This window comes from Cupriavidus sp. JZ107, assembly GCF_053903255.1.
On sequence record NZ_CP096480.1, the window covers coordinates 267753 to 287045 of the forward strand.

Here is a 19293-nt window from a genome sequence, read left to right on the forward strand (position 1 = left end):
TCAGGGGAACATCAGGGGAACATCAGGGGAACATCAGGTCAGGAAGCTCTGCGCCAGCGAGCCCAGCAGCAGCTGCCAGCCATCGACCAGCACGAACAGCATCAGCTTGAATGGCAGCGAGATCGTCGCGGGCGGCACCATCATCATGCCCATCGCCATCAGCACGCTGGCCACCACCAGGTCGATGATCAGGAACGGAATGAAGATCGTGAAGCCGATCTGGAACGCGGTCTTCAGCTCGCTGGTGACGAAGGCCGGCACCAGCACGCGCAGCGGCACGTCCTCGGGGCCCTGCATCTCCGGCGTCTTGGCCATTTGCGCGAACAGCGCCAGGTCCTTCTCGCGGGTCTGCTTCAGCATGAATGCCTTCATCGGCGCGGCGGCGCGCTCGGCCGCCTGCTCCAGGCTGATGCGGTTTTCCGACAACGGCTTGTAGGCCTCGGTGTAGACGCGGTCGAGCACCGGCGACATCACGAAGAACGTCAGGAACAGCGACAGGCCGATCAGCACCTGGTTCGGCGGCGAGGTGGCCGTGCCGAGCGCGGTGCGCAGCAGGCCGAGCACGATCACCACGCGGGTGAAGCCCGTCATCATCAGCAGCGCGGCCGGCAGGAAGGACAGCGAGGTCAGCAGGACCAGCGTCTGGACCGACAGGGACCAGGTCTGGCTGCCGCCCGGCCCAGGGCGGCTGACGATGCCCGGCAGGGCCTGCGCGGCCGCGGAATCGGTGCCGAATGCGAGGGCGGCGGCCAGCAGCAGGCCGAGCGCCAGCGACAGCGGCGCTCCGGACAGACGCCGGCTGGCGGCGTACATGGTGTTCATGACTTCAGGGTCTGTTGCAGGTTCTGTTGCATCGAGCGCAGCAGCTTCTGCGCGAAGGTGGCCTTGTCGCCGAACGGGGCCTGGGGCGACATGGGCGTCGAGCCCTTGCTGCTCATGCCACCCATGCCGGCGATTGCCTCGCCGGGCGCGGCGGAGCCGGCCGGCAGCGTATGCAGCGTGCGGATTTCGCCGGCGCTGACCCCGAGCACCAGCCAGGTATCGCCGACCTCGACCAGCAACAGGCGCTGGCGTGCGCCCAGGCTGGTGCTCCCGACGACTTTCATCACGCCGCCTTGTACATGCCGCACCAGGCCGGCGCGGCGCGCCAGCCAGGCAAGGCCAAGGATCAGCGCGATGATCGCGAACAGGCCGAGACCGGCCTGGGCCAGCGCGCCGGCGCCGGTCGCGCCGGTCACGGCATCGGCCGCGTGCGCGAGACCCGGCAGTCCGGCCGCGGCGGCGCAGATCGAGCGGGCCGCATACGAGCGCGTGCCCGGCGCGGGCCGCAAGGCGCGGCCCCGAGCGGGTTTCATTTGTTCAGCTTCCGGATGCGTTCGGACGGCGTGATGATGTCGGTCAGGCGGATGCCGAACTTGTCGTTGACCACCACCACCTCGCCCTGCGCGATCAGATAGCCGTTGACCAGCACGTCCATCGGCTCGCCGGCCAGGCCGTCGAGCTCGACCACCGAACCTTGCGCCAGTTGCAGCAGGCTCTTGATCGGTACCTTGGTGCGGCCCAGTTCGACCGTCAATTGCACCGGGATATCGAGAATCATCTCGATATCGTTGTGGAAGCCGCTCGACGCTTCGCGCTCCAGCGGCTGGAAGACCGTCGCGGCCGCGGGCGTGGCCGTCGCCACCGTGGCGGCGGGCTCAGGCGCAGCGGTCGCGCTGGTTTGCTCGGCCAGGGCGCTCGCCCAGTCGTCCATCGGATCGGCCGGCTTGTCCTCTTTGCCGTCAGTCATGGTCGGTTTCCTTGTTGGAATCGCTGTCTTGATGATTGAACATGCGCTGCACTCGCAGCGCGTACTGGCCGTTCATCGTGCCGTAGCTGCACTGCATGACCGGCACGCCGTCGACCTTGCCGATCACGTTCTCGGGCAGCTCGATCGGCAGCACGTCGCCGGCGCGCAGCGCCAGCACTTCTGCCACGGTGCTGCGCAGATGCGCGAATTCGGCCACCAGTTCCACCTCGGCGGCGCGCAGCTGTTGCGACAGCTGCTGCAGCCAGCGCTTGTCGACCTCGACTTCATCCTGCAGCGGATTCATCAGCAGATCGCGCACCGGCTCGATCATCGAGTACGGGAAGCAGACGTGCATCTGCCCGCCGACCGCGCCCAGTTCGATATGGAAGGCGGTGGTCACCACGACCTCGTTGGGGATCGCGATGTTGGCGAATTTGGTGTGCATCTCCGAGCGGACGTATTCGAACTCGATCGGATGGACCGCCTGCCAGGCGTGGCCATAGCTGGCCAGCGCCAGATCCAGCATGCGGCGGATGATGCGTTGCTCGGTCTGCGTGAAGTCGCGGCCTTCGACGCGGGTATGGAAGCGTCCGTCGCCGCCGAACAGGTTGTCGACGACCAGGAACACCAGATTCGGGTCGAACACGAACAGCGCGGTGCCCCGCAGCGGCTTCATGTGGACCAGGTTCAGGTTGGTCGGCACCGGCAGGTTGCGGACGAACTCGCCGTACTTCTCGATGCGGATCGAACCGACCGAGATATCCGCGCCGCGGCGGATGAAGTTGAACAGCGCGGTGCGCAGCTGGCGCGCAAAACGCTCGTTGATGATCTCCAGCGTATGCAGCCGGCCGCGGACGATGCGCTCCTGGGTCGCCAGGTTGTAGGGCCGCACGCCATCTTCGGAGACCGGCGCGGCGGCCTCGGGCGTTTCGGCTTCGCCGGATACGCCCTTGAGCAGCTCGTCTACTTCATCCTGCGAGAGGAACTTGTCGTAAGCCATTTAGTGTCCTGCCCCAATGAACGACTGGATTAGAGAAGCGCCGCGCGCACGCCGGCCTGGGCGCGCGCGAGGTGCGCATCGGCGGGCGAGAGTCGGGTGGTCGGCTTCATATCGGGTTGGCAAGCGGGGCAGGGCACGGGCTTACTGCACCACGAAGGAAGTGAACAGGACATCCACGATCTGTTGGCTCGGCAGCGCCGGTGCGAACGGCTTTGCCAGCGCCTGCTTGATTTCTTCGGCTAGCTTCTGCTTGCCCTCGACGGTCGACAGCTCCGGCGGCTGCTTGGCCGACAGCAGCAGCAGAATGCGGCTGCGCGCCTCCGGCAGGTATTCGGCAATGCGAGCCTGCGTCTGCGTGTCGGCCACCTTGACCGACAGGCCGGTGTGCAGGAAGCGGTCGCCGTCCTCGCCCTTCAGATTGACGGTGAAGGCGTCGAGCGCGACGAAGATCGGCGCCGGAACCACGGGGGCGGCCGGCGCGGCGGGTGCGCGGTTGTTCAGCAGGCTGCCGAGGAAGAAACTTCCCGCGCCCAGCACGGCCGCGACCGCGACACCGGCGAGAATCAGCACCCCGCGCTTGCTGGAGCTGGGTGCCTGGGGAGTCGTGAGCGTTTTCGCCATGAGATGCCTGTATCGGAATGCCCCGCCATTCTGGGTGAATCGGTGGCGGGCAATGGGCCGAAAAAAAGGGGGAAACCCGCTCAGCTTGGCCGTTTGAGTCGAGCGGGAGCGACCGTCGGCGGCAGCGGACGGTCATCTCACGGGTTAACGTTGGCGGGCGGCGGAACTTGAGCGGGCGGCGGCCGGCTTGTCATCGGCGGGTCATTGCGAGGCGCCAGACTCGCGGGATTTCCTTCCCTGGAGAGCCTGCGCATGCGTCGTTCCGCTGTCCCTTCCGCCTTCCGTTCCTCCGCCGTGCCCGCTGCCCGTACCGGATTCCGCCTGTTGGGCCTGGCCGCGCTGGTGATGTCGACCGCGCTGCTCGCCGCCTGCGGAGGCGACGACGACAATGACGACAGCCCGCGGCGCTCGGTCGGATCGGTCCGCCTGATCGGCGAGCAGACGCTTGCCAACGACCTGCAGGTCGGCGGCACCACGGTCGGCGGCCTGTCGGGCATCGACTACGATCCCGCGTCCCAGCTCTGGTATCTGGTCTCGGACGACCGCTCGGACAAGCAGGCGGCGCGCTTCTATACCGCGCGGCTCAGCTATGACCTGGCCCGCCTGCAGCCGGTGCAAATCGCCGGCGTCGTCACGCTGCGCCAGGCCGATGGCAGCGCCTTTCCCAATCGCACCGCCGGCGGCGTCGTGCCCGATCCCGAGGCGATCCGCTTCGATCCGTCGACCCGCAGCCTGTGGTGGACCAGCGAGGGAGACCGCGCGCTCGGCCTCGACCCATTCGTGGCCCGGGCCAACCTCGACGGTCTGCTGACCGGCACCCTGCCGCTGCCGGCGGCGTTCCGGATGTCGCCCACGCAGGAAACCGGCTCGCGCAATAACGCGACGTTCGAAGGCCTGTCGCTGTCCGCCGACGGCAAGTCGCTGTGGGTCAGCATGGAAGGCCCGCTGTACCAGGACGGTGCCCTGCCGACGCCGTCGTCCGGCTCGGTGTCCCGGCTGCTGCGCTACGACCGCAACGGCAATGTGCTGGCGCAGTATGTCTATCCGCTCGACGCCATTCCGGCGGCCCCGGCCCCCGGACGCAGCGCCGACAACGGCGTGACCGAGATCCTGGCGATCGACGACAACCGGCTGCTGACGCTCGAGCGCGCCGGCGTGCAGGGCGCCGACGGCAACTTCACCACCTATGTACGGCTGTACCAGATCGATATCCGCGGCGCGACCGACGTGCGCGGCCTGGACCGGCTGGCAGGCGCCAGCTATGTGCCGGTGCAGAAACGGTTGGTGCAGAACCTGAACACGCTGGGACTGAAGACGGTCGACAACATCGAGGGCATGGCCTGGGGCCCGAAGCTGCCCAACGGCCGCGACAGCCTGGTGCTGGTGTCCGACAACAACTTCAACGCGACGCAGATCACCCAGGTGCTGGCGTTCGAGGTGTTGCCGGAGTAGGGCGGCGCCCGGGCGCTTCGGCGCGTACTGATTCACTTCGTCGTCCCCGCGAAGGCGGGGACCCAGCGGCTCTCAAAGATGCTGGATTCCCGCCTCCGCGGGAACGACGTGATGGGTGCTCAGGCGTTTTCAGCGCCCGTAGCCGTACCCGTCATAGCCCCGCCCGTCGTAGGGCTGGTCCGGATAGCCCTGCTGGTACGGCGGCGGATAACCGCGGCGGTCCTCGCCGTATTGCCGCTGCCGCTCCGGCCCGTCGGCACGGATCCGAGCGGCACGGATCGGCCCGGCGGCTTCCAGTGGCCCATTGACGATCAGGTCACCCTGCACGCGCAACGGCCCATGCACGGTCAGCGGACCGTTGAAGGTACGCTGGGGCGCCCCGCGCATCGACGGACCGTCGTCCGTCTCGAACCACTGCCCGGTCACCGGCCCGCGTACCCGCACGCGGCCGTCGACCTCGACCGGCCCCTGCACCGTTACAGGTCCGTTGACCACCAGCGTGCCGGCCACCGTCATCGGACCGGATTCGACCGGCTGCGCCTGGACCTGGCCGACCACCATCGTTACGCCGCAGATCGCCATCACGGCCAGCCCTCGGCGCAGGGCAAAAATTCCTGCATTCACACCGTTCTCCCCATGATTCGGCAGCCTCCGTTGTACCGCGCGGCGAGGCCGCCGGGGCGCGCCGTTTCCCTTTGTTGCCAACGACTTACGGCGGTTACACCCGGTAACGGCGGCGCACCGTGGCACGGCGGTCAGTCCTAAGTCTTATATAAGATATAAGACGTTTGACCGAGGACCGACGTTGAGCGTACAATCGCAGCCACAACGGTGTTGTTTAATCCTCATTCCTCTATCACCCCGCAGGTTCCCATGCTCGAAAACTATCGCGCCCATGTCGCCGAACGCGCCGCGCTTGGCATCCCTCCGCTGCCGCTGTCCGCGCAGCAGACCGCCGAACTGATCGAACTGCTGAAGAACCCGCCCGCGGGTGAAGAACAGACGCTGCTGGAGCTGATCACCTACCGCGTGCCGGCCGGCGTCGACGATGCGGCCAAGGTCAAGGCCTCGTACCTGGCGGCCGTCGCCCTCGGCAAGGAAGCCTGCCCGCTGATCAACCGTGCCCGCGCCACCGAACTGCTCGGCACGATGCTCGGCGGCTACAACATCTCGCCGCTGATCGAACTGCTGGACGACGCCGAAGTCGGCACCGTCGCCGCCGACGCGCTGAAGAAGACGCTGCTGATGTTCGACGCCTTCCATGACGTCAAGGAAAAGGCCGACAAGGGCAACGCCAACGCGCGCGCGGTGCTGCAAAGCTGGGCCGACGCCGAATGGTTCACCAGCCGTCCGGAAGTCCCGCAAAGCCTGACCGTGACCGTGTTCAAGGTTCCAGGCGAAACCAACACCGACGACCTGTCGCCGGCGCCGGACGCCACCACCCGCCCCGACATCCCGCTGCACGCCCTCGCGATGCTGAAGAACAAGCGCGAAGGCGCCGCGTTCCAGCCCGAGGAAGACGGCAAGCGCGGTCCGGTCAAGTTCATCGAAACGCTGAAGGAAAAGGGCCACCTGGTCGCCTACGTCGGCGACGTGGTCGGTACCGGCTCGAGCCGCAAGTCCGCCACCAACTCGGTGCTGTGGTTCACCGGCGAAGATATCCCGTTCGTGCCGAACAAGCGCTTCGGCGGCGTGTGCCTGGGCGGCAAGATTGCCCCGATCTTCTACAACACGATGGAAGACGCCGGCGCGCTGCCGATCGAGCTCGACGTGTCGAAGATGGAAATGGGCGACGTGATCGAGCTGCGCCCGTATGAAGGCAAGGCGCTGAAGAATGGCGAAGTCATCGCTGAATTCCAGGTCAAGTCCGACGTGCTGTTCGACGAAGTGCGCGCCGGCGGCCGCATTCCGCTGATCATCGGCCGCGGCCTGACCGCCAAGGCGCGCGAAGCGCTGGGCCTGGCCCCGTCGACGCTGTTCCGCCTGCCGCAGAACCCGGCCGACACCGGCAAGGGCTTCACGCTGGCGCAGAAGATGGTCGGCCGCGCCTGCGGCCTGCCGGAAGGCAAGGGCATCCGCCCGGGCACCTACTGCGAACCGAAGATGACCTCGGTCGGCTCGCAGGACACCACCGGCCCGATGACCCGCGACGAGCTGAAGGACCTGGCCTGCCTCGGCTTCTCGGCCGACCTGGTGATGCAGTCGTTCTGCCACACCGCCGCCTATCCGAAGCCGGTCGACGTCAAGACGCACCACACGCTGCCGCAATTCATCAGCACCCGCGGCGGCATCTCGCTGCGCCCGGGCGACGGCGTCATCCACTCGTGGCTGAACCGCATGCTGCTGCCGGACACGGTCGGCACCGGCGGCGACTCGCACACCCGCTTCCCGATCGGCATCAGCTTCCCGGCCGGCTCGGGCCTGGTGGCCTTTGCCGCGGCCACCGGCGTGATGCCGCTGGACATGCCGGAATCGGTGCTGGTCCGCTTCAAGGGCAAGATGCAGCCGGGCGTCACGCTGCGTGACCTGGTCAACGCGATTCCGCTGTACGCGATCAAGCAGGGCCTGCTGACCGTCGCCAAGCAAGGCAAGAAGAACATCTTCTCCGGCCGCATCCTGGAAATCGAAGGCCTGCCCGACCTGAAGGTCGAGCAAGCGTTCGAACTGTCCGACGCCTCGGCCGAGCGCTCGGCCGCCGGCTGCACGGTGCGCCTGAACAAGGAACCGATCATCGAATACATCAACAGCAACATCACGCTGCTGAAGTGGATGATCGCCGAGGGCTACCAGGATGCCCGCAGCCTGTCGCGCCGTATCAAGGCGATGGAAGCATGGCTGGCCGATCCGAAGCTGCTCGAGCCGGACGCCGACGCCGAGTACGCCGCCGTGATCGAAATCGATCTGGCCGACGTGCACGAGCCTATCGTCGCCTGCCCGAACGACCCGGACGACGTGAAGACGCTGTCGGATGTCGCCGGCGCCAAGATCGACGAAGTGTTCATCGGCAGCTGCATGACCAACATCGGCCACTTCCGTGCCGCGTCGAAGCTGCTGGAAGGCAAGCGCGACATCCCGGTCAAGCTGTGGGTCGCCCCGCCGACCAAGATGGACCAGAAGCAGCTGACCGAGGAAGGCCACTACGGTGTGTTCGGTACTGCCGGCGCGCGTACCGAAATGCCGGGCTGCTCGCTGTGCATGGGCAACCAGGCCCAGGTCCGCGAAGGCGCGACCGTGATGTCGACCTCGACCCGCAACTTCCCGAACCGCCTGGGCAAGAACACCAACGTGTATCTGGGCTCGGCGGAACTGGCCGCGATCTGCTCGCGCCTCGGCCGTATTCCGAACAAGGAGGAATACATGGCCGACATGGGCGTGCTGAACGCCAATGGCGACAAGATCTACCGCTACATGAACTTCGACCAGATCGAGGATTTCAAGGGGGTGGCGGATACGGTGACGGTTTGATAGCGGGGGTTTGATCTGGTCGCTGGGGTTTGAGGTTGTTGTGTGTTCTTGGCCTCGAGCCCTTGGGACTGAGCTGAACTGCTTTTAATTGTTGCTGTTGGAAAGCCTCGGAGGCGGAAGTCTCCGGGGCTTTTTTTGTTTTGGGGCTGATACCGGGGCCGAAGTCCGGCCGGCGCGGCAGGTCACCTGATTTTCGATGATGATCGTCGTTTCGGATCCCTTCGTTTTGATCGATCTGGAACGCGAGCCGATTGAGCGCTTGGGGGTAGGGACGGCATCTCCGTTTCGGCGCAGGGAAGCACGGCATAATCGCCACAATCCGCAGAAACAAAAGATCGAAGGATGTTCTGGCTTCTCTATCTGCTCCCAGCCACGCTCGCAGCGTCGAAAGTCGGATCTGGCCACGGCTTCTTCGCCGGACTGGCTACGCTTATCGCGGTGCTTGTCGCTCAGTCGGTATTCCTGTTCTGGCTTTCGGGCCGCATGAGCGGCGTGGTTGCCACGGCTACAACTGAGGGGACACCACGCCAACGGACCCCAGTGCCACTCCAAGTCGGCGAGAAGGCGCGCTTCAAGCGGCTCCTGCTGATGGATGGGGCGGAAGGCCGGCATGATGCGACCCGCCGGCTTTATGAAGACCTGAGGGCAACGATCAGCGAATACCTTGAAGTCGAGGCCGGCCGTGATGGCTCTGATGCCGCGATGGTTTCCAGCATGGAACTCGCCGCCGGGCATGATGCGACGAGCCACCAGAACGATGCGCTCGTGGTGTTCCGCTCGCGGGACTATGCATGGGCAGGCTTCCGGTTCGGCGGCGAGAGCTTTCGTTTCAGCTGCTGGTCGATTTCCACAATACGCTTCACCGACGTCCTTCCGGCCAAGGGCGACGGCTACTACGCGGTCACGCTGCAGTTCAAGGCTTCCGCCAGGAACCGGCCGTCTGAAACGAGTTACCGATCCAGGGGCGTGGGTGGCTTCCTTATTTTGTCTGACCATCCAGCGTCCCGCGCCGATAACATTACTGCCACGCTTAGGGAGATTGCCGCGGTTCTCGGCGCGAAATATGAATACCAGACCACTATGAACGTGTAGCAGAGTTTCTCCTCCCTTCGCCTTGGCGCATGAGAGTTTACTACCCGCGACTGTCAGTCGCCGAGGTTGCATGGATGGCGGCTTCCGACCCAAGTGCACGTCCGCTTGCGACTGCAGCGGTTCCTGCTAACGACCCGAAATAGCCGCTGAGGAGCGATGCAGGAATGATGCGCTACCTCTTTACATGGACAGGGAGAGACCGTCTTCATCCCTTCTCGCCTGCGGCGTGCAAAGGCATGCTCTCCATACGGTTGTTGGTCGTAATCTTCTGCGCTGTTTCGCATTGGCATGCCTGAGTACCCAACGACAGGGGGGTACAGTGATGAGCCTCTGTGGTCGATAGCCGGAAGCGTTCCGGTTGCGCGTGCGACGCCATCACGTCGGTATCGGTCGGCGCATGCGAGCCGGAGAAGCATGGATCGCTGGCCGATGAAAGTGGTAGCAGAGTGCGGAGCATCGCGATCACCGAGAACGTATTTCTCGCGTTTATTGCGTCTTAGCCTTCTGCCATTTCTGTTTCCACGATTCATAAAATGAAGATCAACCACAGCATTATTACTATCCTTGCCGTCTCTACCTTGGTATTGACCGGTTGCGCGTCCGTCGACATGGCCAGCAAGGAGCAGTCCGACCAAGCCAAACAGTTCAGCGCCCCGAGCGCAGGAAATTCCGGTCTCTATGTCTACCGCAATAGCTTTGTCGGGAAGGCGCTGAAGAAGGATATCTGGGTGGACGGCAAGTGCCTGGGAGAGAGCGCCTCGGACGTGTTCTTCTACACGCAGGTCGAAGGCGGCAAGAAGCACAAGATCGAGACGGAATCGGAGTTCTCGCCTAACGCCCTGGAAGTGGCCATGGAAGCCGGCAAGAACTACTTTGTCCGCCAGTTCATCAAGCTCGGCGCTTTCGTTGGCGGGGCCGATCTCGAATTGATCCCCGAGGAGCAAGGCAAGGCCGACGTCGCCAAACTCGAAATGGCAAAGCCGGGCACCTGCAGCCAGTAAAGTCGTCTGTTTTGGCGGTCGGTCACGCGCCTCGATCGCGTGTTCCAATTGCTCTTCCAGAAGCAATCGCCCGACCGTTACCCGATCCGTTTTCCAGATACAACGGAAACCGTACACCTACGGTGGTTGGGTGCAAATACTCCCCCCGCGGAAAATACAATCCATACGCCTTCTCACAAGGCAATAAATACAAAACGAATAAAAACAGACCTCGGGGGGTCATCTATGCGTCTTCTTGTTCCATTGCTGTTGGCCACCACGGTCGGCTTTGCCGGATGCGCGCAAACGCCTGAAGACCAGTTGGCGCCGCGTTCGTCCACGGTGCGCCTGTGCGACGGGAACGCCTGTAGCGAACAGGATCGACGCGTAGCGACGGCGCAGCTCGCCTCCAACGAAGCGGATCCGCGTATGCAGGCATTGGCCAAGGTGGCCGAGAAGAATCCGGACGCCGCCTACGATCTCGGCTTGCGTCTGCTGCGTGGCGACGGCGTCGAGCGCAACAGCTATCAAGCGCTGGAATGGCTGCGCAAGGCTGGCGACAACGGTCATACGCAAGCGCAACTGGCGCTTGGCCGAATTTATCTGATGGGCTTTGAGGAAATGGGTTCGGACCCTGCCGAAGCCGAGGCTTGGCTGATGCGAGCCGCAGCCAAGGGCAGCAAGGAGGCCAAGGATTTGATTCCGCAGGCTCAGGCTGCCAAGAAAGACGAACAGAGCGCTTACCGGGTCCGCGAGGCCTATCGCACGTCGTGGTTTGCCTGGTACAGCAGCTATCCGTATTACTGGGTTTGGGGCCCTTCGGGCTGGTATCACCGCTAAGTCTTCCCACCCGGATTTTTTTCGTCAATTTCCTCGACAGGAACGCCCTATCATGCCCAAGAATATTTCTTTGCGCGTGGCCGCACTGGCTGCGTCCGTGGTTCTCGCTGGCTGCGCCACCGCTGGCGGCGGTCTGATCAGCACCGGCACCGCGCCTACCGCGGCCACCGGCGCCGCGGGTGGTGCCACCAGCGTCAACGCCAATGCTTCGCTGGAGCGCTGCGACGCGCCGCTCGGCACGCTGGCAGTGGATGATGGCCGCGGCAAGGAGTGGTTTGCGGGCTTTGGCGCAGCGACCAAGGTCACGACCATCGAACCGCTGATCCGCTTGGCCGTGCAGCAGTCGAACTGCTTCGTGATCACGTCGATCGGCAACAATCGCACCGAAAGCAAGCTGTCGAATATCACCGACAAGCAGCGCAATTCCGGTGAATTCCGCGCGGGCTCGCGCCAGCAGAAGGGACAGCGCGTAGCGGCCGACTACTACATGGAGCCGGCCATCATCATCGACAACGACTCCACGGGCCAGCTGGCTGCTGGTGTGGGCGGCCTCTTTGGCAGCGTCGGCGCACTGGTCGGCGGTGCGATGCAAAGCAAGGCATCGGTCGTGACGCTGACCATGTTCGACATCCGCTCGGGCGTGCAGGTCTCCATCTCGGAAGGCAATTCCACGGCCACCAACTTCGGTGCGGCCCTTGGCGCCTTTGGCGGCAATACGGCCGGCGGCCTCGGCGGTTTCTCACGCACGCCTGAAGGCAAGGCCACTGTCGCCGCATTCATGGACGCCTACAACAACATGGTGATCTCGCTGCGCAACTACAAGGCGCAGGAGGTCAAGGGCGGACTGGGACGTGGTGGGCGGCTGAAGGTCGGCTCGTAAATTTTTATCGGCGATCTCCCGCGCTTGACGCCATCTACTGTTCGCCAGAAGCCAGTAGAAGGATAGAGCGCAGGATCGGTCGTTCATTACTGCCGAGAGGACGTTATTCCGAGAGAGTCGGTTAGACTTTACGCGGCCGGGATAAAACCCAACTTGTTCTCTCACTCCAGCAGCAGGACACCACCATGAGCATTCGCGTCGGCATTGTCGGAATCAGCGGTTTTGGCGGCGGCGAGGCGATGCGCCTGATCGCGAGCCACCCGTCTTTTGAGCTTGTCTACGCCGCAGGCGAGGGCAGCGCCGGCAGCCGATTGGTGGATCGCTTTCGCGGTGTGCCGGCCAAGCTTGCCGAGTTGGTGATCGAGAAGTGGGACCCTGCGACCCTGCCGAAGCTCGACGTCCTCTTCGCGTCGCTGCCCACCGGGTCGTCGGCCGACGCGCTGGCGCGCGTTCCCAAGGACGTGAAGATTGTCGACATCGGCGGCGATCACCGCTACGTCGACGGTTGGGCGTACGGTCTCGCCGACGTCTGGCCGGCTCAGATCGAGGGTCAGACCCGCGTTGCCAACCCCGGCTGCTTCCCCGCGGCGACGCTGACCGCGCTGGCGCCGCTGTTGGCCAACGGGCTGATCGAGGCCGGCAACATTGTGATTGACGCCAAGACCGGCATCTCCGGCGCCGGCCGGGGCGGGGCGGACAGCAAGTTCGGCTACGCCGAGAGCAACGAAAACGTCGTGCCCTACGGCTTGCTCAAGCACGTCCACATGCCCGAGATCGCCAAGACGATCGAGCGTCTGAGTGGTGGCAGTGCGGCAGGGCTGGTGTTCACGCCCCACCTGGTGCCGATGACTCGCGGTGTGCTCGTCACCATCTACTGCCGCGGCCGCGCTACCACGGACCAGTGCCTGGATGCGGCCCGGCGCTTCTACACCGGACGCGCGTTCGTCCGCGTCAGCGACAAGCCGCCGCAGACCAAATGGGCTACCGGCTCGAATCTCGCGTTCGTCAGTTATGCGGCCGATCCGGAGCGCAACCTGGTGATCGCGATGGGCGTCGTCGACAATCTCGGCAAGGGAGCGGCGGGTCAGGCGGTGCAGAATGCGAACCTGATTTGCGGTCTGCCGGAAACGGCGGGGCTGGATGGGGGACCTGTTTGGCCGTGATGGCTTTTGAGTGGCCGATTCCGTAGTTATCTTTGCTGCAGCACTGTCGTGCGCGGAGCGACGCGGCCGCCATGGCGGAAGGCTCGGACCAACAGCCAAGCTGAGCCGCGCGGGACGCTTGTTTTCGATCTCGAGCATAGGCAGCGCAAGCTCGCGTCTCTTCGCGTACATCTCGAGGCTGGTCGGCTCCTGATCGTGAGACCGTCCCCTTGTTCCGGGGTGTTATGATCGAACCAGCGTCAAGTCAAAGCTTGGAAGTACTCAAAATGGTCGATTGGTTCCCTGTAGTCTTTATCGTGTTCAAGGTTCTCGTGCTCGGCACGGGCATGTTCTTCGCCATCAAGTGGCATTACGACAAAGGCAGGAAGAAAGACGGAGCCAGGTGACCCTAGCCAGGGCCGTCGCCCTGCCTATTGGCACCGGCCACAAGATTGCCGATATATTCTTCCAGCGCCGTCCCACCCTTCAGCGGTTCCTCCGGCAAATCGAATCCACTGTCGACACTGACCGCCGTCATCCGGGCATAGGAATCGGCCGCGGCATCCGAGAACCCCAATCCCAGGAACGTCTCCTTCCACTTGTCCCGCGGCACGACTTCAAGTGCGACGGGCCGGCCAAGCGCCTGTGAGAAGGCGGTCGCAACGTCCTTGGAAGAATACCGACGCGGCCCTTCGACGTAACGGACGCCAACATCGTCGAGCGGGGACATCAGGCGGGCCGCTGCCGCCTCTCCGAGATCGCGTGGCGCGGCCATGGGTATCGGTAGATCGGCGGGGAACATCGTCGGCAGCTTGCCCGTGCTGCGCACCGTATCGAGCAGCCAATCCCAATTGCTCATGTAGTAAGCGGCGCGATTGATCGCCGCGGGGATCGACTGACGGCGCAGGCCTTCCTCAAGTTCCCACAGGACGCTCAGGTCGCCGATGCGCTCGCCGGGCTGGGCGCCGCCGGTGGATTCAGCGACGACTTTTTCAAGGCCCGAGTCCTGGAGCGCGGCAAGGATGTTGGCGACCGTGTGCCGCTCGATCGCATCGGTGTCCTTGCTCGTGTCGGCGGGCGGGTTGAGCAAGAACGCCCGGCGTCCGCGTCGAAACGCGGCGCGCAATGACGCCACGTCTTCCACATCGGCTTCGACGATATCGGCGCCCTTGTCGCGCCATTTGTCTGCGCGGGCCGCCGAGCGGGTCACGATGGTGACCGCCTGGCCGCGGGCGAGCAGCGTTTCCGCCGTCGCCGATCCAACATGTCCGGTACCGCCCATGATCACGTACATGTGCTTGCCTCCGGCGTCCCCTGACCGGTCATCAGGAACGGACGCATTAGTCATCGCTGATGGCGAAACCATACCAAAGACGGAGGCGGTGTGGGTATTTCACCGGAGGGGTCCATTACTGTGAGGCGTGTTTCGGCACGGATTTCCACATGACGACGCCTGCGGCAACCAGCAGCCCAGCCAGCAGAAAGAGCGCGTTGTCCATGCTGCCGGTCTGCACCTTGACTTGCCCAATGACCCAGGGGCTGACGATGCCGCTGGTAATGCCAACGCTGCTGATGAACGCGAGTCCGGTTGCGGCGGTATGCCCGGGCAAATAGCTGCGCGGCAACGACCAGAAGATCGGCAGCGCGGCGAAGATCAACACCGCTGCCACGGACAGGATCGCCAGCATCGCGCCGAAATGCGGCAGCCGCAGCGTCAGCAGCGCAAGGGCCAATGCGCCGCCGCAGCAGCACAGCAGGAAATGGCGATGGCGCTCGCCAGTGCGGTCCGAATTCCGCGCAATGAGGATCAGGCCGACGGCGCCGACCGCATTGGGAATCACGCTATACAAGCTGATCGACACGACATCCGTAATGCCGAAATCCCGAATCATCAGCGGCATCCAGAAATTGAGCGTCAGCGAGCCGCACGTCAGCGCGAAATAGATGAACGCGAAGACGTACAGCTTCGGATTGTGCAGCGCCTCGCGCAGGGCGCCGAGCGTATGCGCGGCGTGGCTGCCTTGTTCGCCTTCGAGTTGCCGTGCCAGCAGCGCCTTTTCACCAGCGGTCAGCCATTTGGCATCGGCGGGGCTGTCGACCAGATACCAGGCGGCAATCAGCCCGAGCAGCACGGCGGGCGCACCTTCGATCGCGAACATCCATTGCCAGCCGAACAGGCCCATCACGCCGGCCATATCCCGCATGATCCAGCCCGAGACCAGGCCGCCGAGCACGCCGGCGACGGCGACGCCGGCGAAGAAGATCGCCATCACCGCAGCGCGGCGGCGGGCCGGGAACCAGTAGGTCATATACAGCACGATGCCGGGGAAGAAGCCGGCTTCGAACACGCCAAGCAGGAAACGCAGCGTATAGAACTGCGCCGGCGTGGAGACGAAGGCCATTCCCACCGAGACGGCGCCCCACAGCAGCATGATGCGCGTGAACGTACGCCGCGCGCCGAAGCGGGCGAGCAGCATATTGCTTGGCACTTCGCACAGCACATAGCCGACGTAGAACACCGCGGCACCAAGGCCGTACATCGCATCGCTGAAGCCGAGGTCGTGCTTCATCTGCAATTGCGCGAAGCCGATATTGATGCGGTCGAGGAAGGAGATGACGTAGCAGACGAACAGGAAGGGGACGATCCGCATCCAGATCTTCTGATGCAGCGCGTCTTCTTCGTGTGCGAGGGCGAGCGGCGGCGTCGCGGTGCCCGCGTGAAGTTGGGACATGCTTTGTCTCCGTAAAGCAGGAAGGAGGAAAAAGACGGGCGGATCGCGCCGCCCTTAACGGGCCGGGTGTCTTGTGCACCGTGGGCCCGGAGTGGTCTTCGTCGTGTGTCGGTCAAATGGCGCGGGGTGCGGCTCGCACCTGCCCATTCAGGCAGAGGCGGTTTCCGCCTCGCGTGCCAATCGCAATGCCGACAGCAGCGTCTCGTGGTCGCCGATATGGTTGGCGAGCAGCAGGATCAGGCGGGCGTTGGCGGCCTGACTTTGGGCGTCATCCAGATCGCGGTGCATGTCGATCAGCGCTTCGTAGAAATCGTCGGGCTGGGCCAGGTTGGGTTCGGTGGTCAGGGGCATGGGGTCTCCGGGATTTTGTTGTTGCGCGTTAGGCGGGCTTTGCTGATTTGGCGGGCGTGGGTTGCCCTCTCCCCGCCCCTCTCCCGCTCGCGGGAGAGGGGAGAGAACCGAGGGGCGTCTCTACCGCTTCAGGCTGATCAGGCCGCTACAGCTTCGGTTTGTGCCGATGCAGTGCAAGCCGTCTTGGCACGAGGCGTCAGCTGTTTACCCTGAGCCCTCGCCATGGCCTCCATCACGCGGTCCGCATCGACGGCACGCCAGCGCGCGCACACATGTTGGTCGGGACGAATCAAATACGCGGTGCCCGGCTCAGCGTCGTAGCGTTTGGCGACCACGCCCTCGGCATCGATCAACACAGTCGTGTCCGCTGTCGGGCCAGTGGCGCCCCTAGCGGGCGACGCGAACAGCAGACGTGGCGAACCTGCCAGCGCGCGCAATGTGGCGATCTGCTTTGAGGTCTCCGCATCGAGTGTTTGCGGATTGCCGTAGACCAGCAAACAGAATCCACCATCGAGCCGTGACAGCAGCCATTCCGGCGCACCATCGACAAGCACCGGCGCATCGGCGCACGGCGCGCCAGGCACCATCGCGCCCGCGAAGGCATCGATATCGGGCGTATTCAACGGAGACGAGGCCAACACGCTGGGCACCGACAAGCGCCCGCTATTGACCAGCGTCCGCGCAAACGGATGCCTGGCCGCCAGCGTCAGCACGGCGTCGCGAAACACACGGCTTACCTGGCTCTTCGGGGTGATGAAGTCGGTGGAGCGCGTCGAATTGCGGATGTTCTCGTCCGCCGCGTATTCCCGTTCGCTGGCGTAGGTGTCGAGCAGCGCCTCCGGCGCCTCGCCGCGCAAGACATGGGCGAGCTTCCACGCCAGGTTGTCGGCGTCCTGCACGCCGCTATTGGCGCCGCGTGCGCCGAACGGCGACACGCCGTGCGCGGAATCGCCGGCGAACAGCACGTTGCCATGCCGGAAGCTGTCCATGCGCAGGCACGAAAACGTATAGACGCTGACCCATTCGAGTTCGAACTTTGCATCCGGGCCGAGCAGCGCCTGCACGCGGGGGATCACGCGCCCCGGCGATTTCTCCAGCACGGGATCGGCGTCCCAGCCCAGCTGGAAATCGATGCGCCAGACGTTGTCGGGCTGCCGATGCAGCAGCACCGATTGATTGGGATGGAAGGGCGGGTCGAACCAGAACCAGCGCTCGCTCGGAAAGCCGGCTTCCATGCGGATATCCGCGATCAGGAAGCGGTCCTTGAAGGTGCGGCCCTTGCTGTCGAGGCCGAGCAGGTTGCGCATCGGGCTGCGCGCGCCGTCGGCGGCAACGACATAGCGCGCCGTCACCGCATACGGACCATCGGGCGTTTCCACCGCCAGCGTGACGGTGCCGTCCGCGCCCGCGTCATCGCGACGCTCGATGCCCACTACCTTGTTCTTCCAGCGGATTTCGATGTTAGGCAGTTCGAGCGCGCGCTCGAGCAGGAAGGCTTCGACGTAGTACTGCTGCAGGTTGATGAAGGCGGGCCGCCGATGTCCGGTCTCCGGCAGCAGGTCGAACGCATAGACCATCTGGTCGCGCAGGAAGACCTTGCCGAGATTCCAGCGCACGCCCTTGTCGGCCATGCGGTCGCCGCAGCCCAACCGGTCGAAGATTTCCAGCGTGCGCTTGGCGAAGCAGATCGCGCGCGAGCCGGTCGACAGCGTGCAATCGTCATCGAGCAGCACCACGCGGATGCCATGCTGCGCCAGATCGATCGCGGTGGCCAGGCCCACCGGTCCGGCGCCCACCACCACGACGGGATGCACCGCGCCGGCAACAGCCTGCTCGGCGCACGGCCGGTATTCGAAGGTCAATCGTTGATAGTCGACCGTCATCGTGTTGTCTCCTTCCACCATCTCGGATGCCGATCCTGCTCCCTCAGTCCTGCAGCGCGGCCCACATTTCCTTGTCGCGCTGGGCGGTCCAGATGCGCGGATGCGTGATGCCGGACGCCTCGTCATAGGCACGCGTCACGTCGAACGGCAGGCAGTGCTCGTAGATGAAGACATGGCCGAACTTCGGGTCCATGCTCTTGCGCGTATGCGCCATCGCGGCCTTCAGGTCCATGTTCTGCGCCACCGCTTCCTGGCCGGCGCGGTACAGCGTGGTGACGAAGTCCTTGGTGTAGGCGATGCCCTCGCGTACCTGCTGCGGCGTGGTCAGCGCCGGGCCGCGGCCGGGGACGAGCTTTTCGGCACCGAGCGCCTGCAGCGCGCCCAGCGTCGCGGGCCATTCGGCCAGCTGCGCGTCGCCGCAATAGCAGGCGGCCTCGTATTCGACCAGGTCTCCGGAGAACAGCACCTTCTGCGACGGCAGCCAGACCACGGTGTCGCCCTTGGTGTGGCCCGAGCCGAGATGTGCGATGCGGACTTCGAGCTTGCCCAGGAACAGCGTGATTTCCTTGTCGAACACCAGCGTCGGCCAGGTCAGGCCCGGCACCGTTTCGACGCCGGCGAACAGCCGCGGAAAACGCTCGATTTCCGACTTCATGTCGGCCTCGCCGCGCTCGACGATCATTTCGTAGGTGCCGCGGCTGGCGATGATCTGCTGCGCGCCTTCGGCGAAATACGCCGATGCGCCGAGCACGCGCACCGCGTGGTAGTGCGACAGCACCACGTACTTGATCGGCTTGTCGGTGACCGTGCGGATCCGGGCGATCAGGTCTTGCGCCATCGCGGGCGTCGCGGTGGTGTCGACGATCAGCACGCCGTCGTCACCGATGATCACGCCCGAATTCGGGTCGCCTTCGGCCGTATAGGCGTAGGCGTTCTCGGACAGCTGGGTGAAGGTGACCTTTTTGGCTTCCAGGTCGGCCTGCGATGCGAATGCTTTGGCCATGCTTGCCTCGTCGTGGGTGCGGGGCGCGGCAGCGGGCGGCGTTGCAGATGACAACGCACGAAT

General features: G+C 64.6%; 18 protein-coding genes. 7 read left to right on the forward strand and 11 right to left on the reverse strand.

Annotation, left to right across the window (positions count from 1 at the left end):
- Positions 1–33: 33 nt before the first annotated feature.
- The 5 genes from fliP to fliL form a co-directional block, all read right to left on the reverse strand.
- Complete coding sequence (gene fliP / locus M1D55_RS01170) at positions 34–822, reverse strand: flagellar type III secretion system pore protein FliP (protein WP_456280857.1); 789 nt, start codon at positions 820–822, stop codon at positions 34–36.
- Positions 819–1355, reverse strand: coding sequence for a flagellar biosynthetic protein FliO (gene fliO, locus M1D55_RS01175; RefSeq protein WP_456280858.1), 537 nt, complete (start codon positions 1353–1355; stop codon positions 819–821). Before fliO ends, fliP begins: the two co-directional genes overlap by 4 nt.
- Positions 1352–1789: a flagellar motor switch protein FliN gene (gene fliN / locus M1D55_RS01180; RefSeq protein ID WP_006576009.1), complete on the reverse strand. Its 438-nt coding sequence runs from the start codon at positions 1787–1789 to the stop codon at positions 1352–1354. The genes fliO and fliN overlap by 4 nt, the downstream gene beginning before the upstream one ends.
- Positions 1782–2789: a flagellar motor switch protein FliM gene (fliM, locus tag M1D55_RS01185; RefSeq protein WP_149316423.1), complete on the reverse strand. Its 1008-nt coding sequence runs from the start codon at positions 2787–2789 to the stop codon at positions 1782–1784. The genes fliN and fliM overlap by 8 nt, the downstream gene beginning before the upstream one ends.
- A gap of 141 nt (positions 2790–2930) precedes the next feature.
- A complete protein-coding gene (fliL, locus tag M1D55_RS01190; RefSeq protein ID WP_023265181.1) occupies positions 2931–3410 on the reverse strand; it encodes a flagellar basal body-associated protein FliL in 480 nt (159 codons plus the stop codon).
- Positions 3411–3662: 252 nt separating this feature from the next.
- On the opposite strand from fliL, the gene M1D55_RS01195 reads away from it, so the two are divergent.
- Positions 3663–4862 (forward strand): esterase-like activity of phytase family protein, encoded by a 1200-nt coding sequence (locus M1D55_RS01195; protein WP_083492734.1) that lies wholly within the window; start codon positions 3663–3665, stop codon positions 4860–4862.
- A gap of 129 nt (positions 4863–4991) precedes the next feature.
- Here M1D55_RS01195 and M1D55_RS01200 read toward each other — a convergent pair whose 3' ends face one another.
- Positions 4992–5486 carry a hypothetical protein gene (locus M1D55_RS01200; RefSeq protein ID WP_456280859.1) on the reverse strand — a complete coding sequence of 165 codons (495 nt, stop codon included), beginning with the start codon at positions 5484–5486 and terminating at the stop codon, positions 4992–4994.
- A 249-nt stretch (positions 5487–5735) separates the two neighbouring features.
- Here M1D55_RS01200 and acnB point away from each other — a divergent pair, with 249 nt between their 5' ends.
- The 6 genes from acnB (at position 5736) to argC (ending at position 13282) form a co-directional block, all read left to right on the forward strand.
- Positions 5736–8327 carry a bifunctional aconitate hydratase 2/2-methylisocitrate dehydratase gene (gene acnB, locus M1D55_RS01205; RefSeq protein ID WP_023265182.1) on the forward strand — a complete coding sequence of 864 codons (2592 nt, stop codon included), beginning with the start codon at positions 5736–5738 and terminating at the stop codon, positions 8325–8327.
- 342 nt (positions 8328–8669) lie between these two features.
- The gene (locus M1D55_RS01210; RefSeq protein ID WP_456280860.1) at positions 8670–9419 is read left to right on the forward strand and encodes a hypothetical protein; all 750 of its coding nucleotides are present in this window, start codon (positions 8670–8672) and stop codon (positions 9417–9419) included.
- A gap of 533 nt (positions 9420–9952) precedes the next feature.
- Positions 9953–10420: a DUF2846 domain-containing protein gene (locus tag M1D55_RS01215; protein WP_456280861.1), complete on the forward strand. Its 468-nt coding sequence runs from the start codon at positions 9953–9955 to the stop codon at positions 10418–10420.
- A gap of 225 nt (positions 10421–10645) precedes the next feature.
- Positions 10646–11239: a tetratricopeptide repeat protein gene (locus tag M1D55_RS01220; RefSeq protein ID WP_456280862.1), complete on the forward strand. Its 594-nt coding sequence runs from the start codon at positions 10646–10648 to the stop codon at positions 11237–11239.
- A 52-nt stretch (positions 11240–11291) separates the two neighbouring features.
- Positions 11292–12119: a hypothetical protein gene (locus M1D55_RS01225; protein WP_006576000.1), complete on the forward strand. Its 828-nt coding sequence runs from the start codon at positions 11292–11294 to the stop codon at positions 12117–12119.
- Between the two features lie 185 nt (positions 12120–12304).
- The gene (gene argC / locus M1D55_RS01230; RefSeq protein ID WP_456280863.1) at positions 12305–13282 is read left to right on the forward strand and encodes an N-acetyl-gamma-glutamyl-phosphate reductase; all 978 of its coding nucleotides are present in this window, start codon (positions 12305–12307) and stop codon (positions 13280–13282) included.
- Positions 13283–13670: 388 nt separating this feature from the next.
- Here argC and M1D55_RS01235 read toward each other — a convergent pair whose 3' ends face one another.
- From M1D55_RS01235 to M1D55_RS01255, 5 genes are all read right to left on the reverse strand, one after another.
- Positions 13671–14555 carry an NmrA family NAD(P)-binding protein gene (locus M1D55_RS01235; protein WP_456280864.1) on the reverse strand — a complete coding sequence of 295 codons (885 nt, stop codon included), beginning with the start codon at positions 14553–14555 and terminating at the stop codon, positions 13671–13673.
- A 115-nt stretch (positions 14556–14670) separates the two neighbouring features.
- On the reverse strand, positions 14671–15993 hold the full coding sequence (locus M1D55_RS01240; RefSeq protein ID WP_456280865.1) for an MFS transporter: 1323 nt from the start codon (positions 15991–15993) through the stop codon (positions 14671–14673).
- Positions 15994–16140: 147 nt separating this feature from the next.
- Positions 16141–16344 (reverse strand): DUF2783 domain-containing protein, encoded by a 204-nt coding sequence (locus tag M1D55_RS01245; RefSeq protein ID WP_232205440.1) that lies wholly within the window; start codon positions 16342–16344, stop codon positions 16141–16143.
- Positions 16345–16481: 137 nt separating this feature from the next.
- Complete coding sequence (locus tag M1D55_RS01250; protein WP_456280866.1) at positions 16482–18227, reverse strand: FAD-dependent oxidoreductase; 1746 nt, start codon at positions 18225–18227, stop codon at positions 16482–16484.
- Positions 18228–18270: 43 nt separating this feature from the next.
- The gene (locus tag M1D55_RS01255; protein WP_456280867.1) at positions 18271–19230 is read right to left on the reverse strand and encodes an MBL fold metallo-hydrolase; all 960 of its coding nucleotides are present in this window, start codon (positions 19228–19230) and stop codon (positions 18271–18273) included.
- Between the last annotated feature and the right edge of the window lie 63 nt (positions 19231–19293).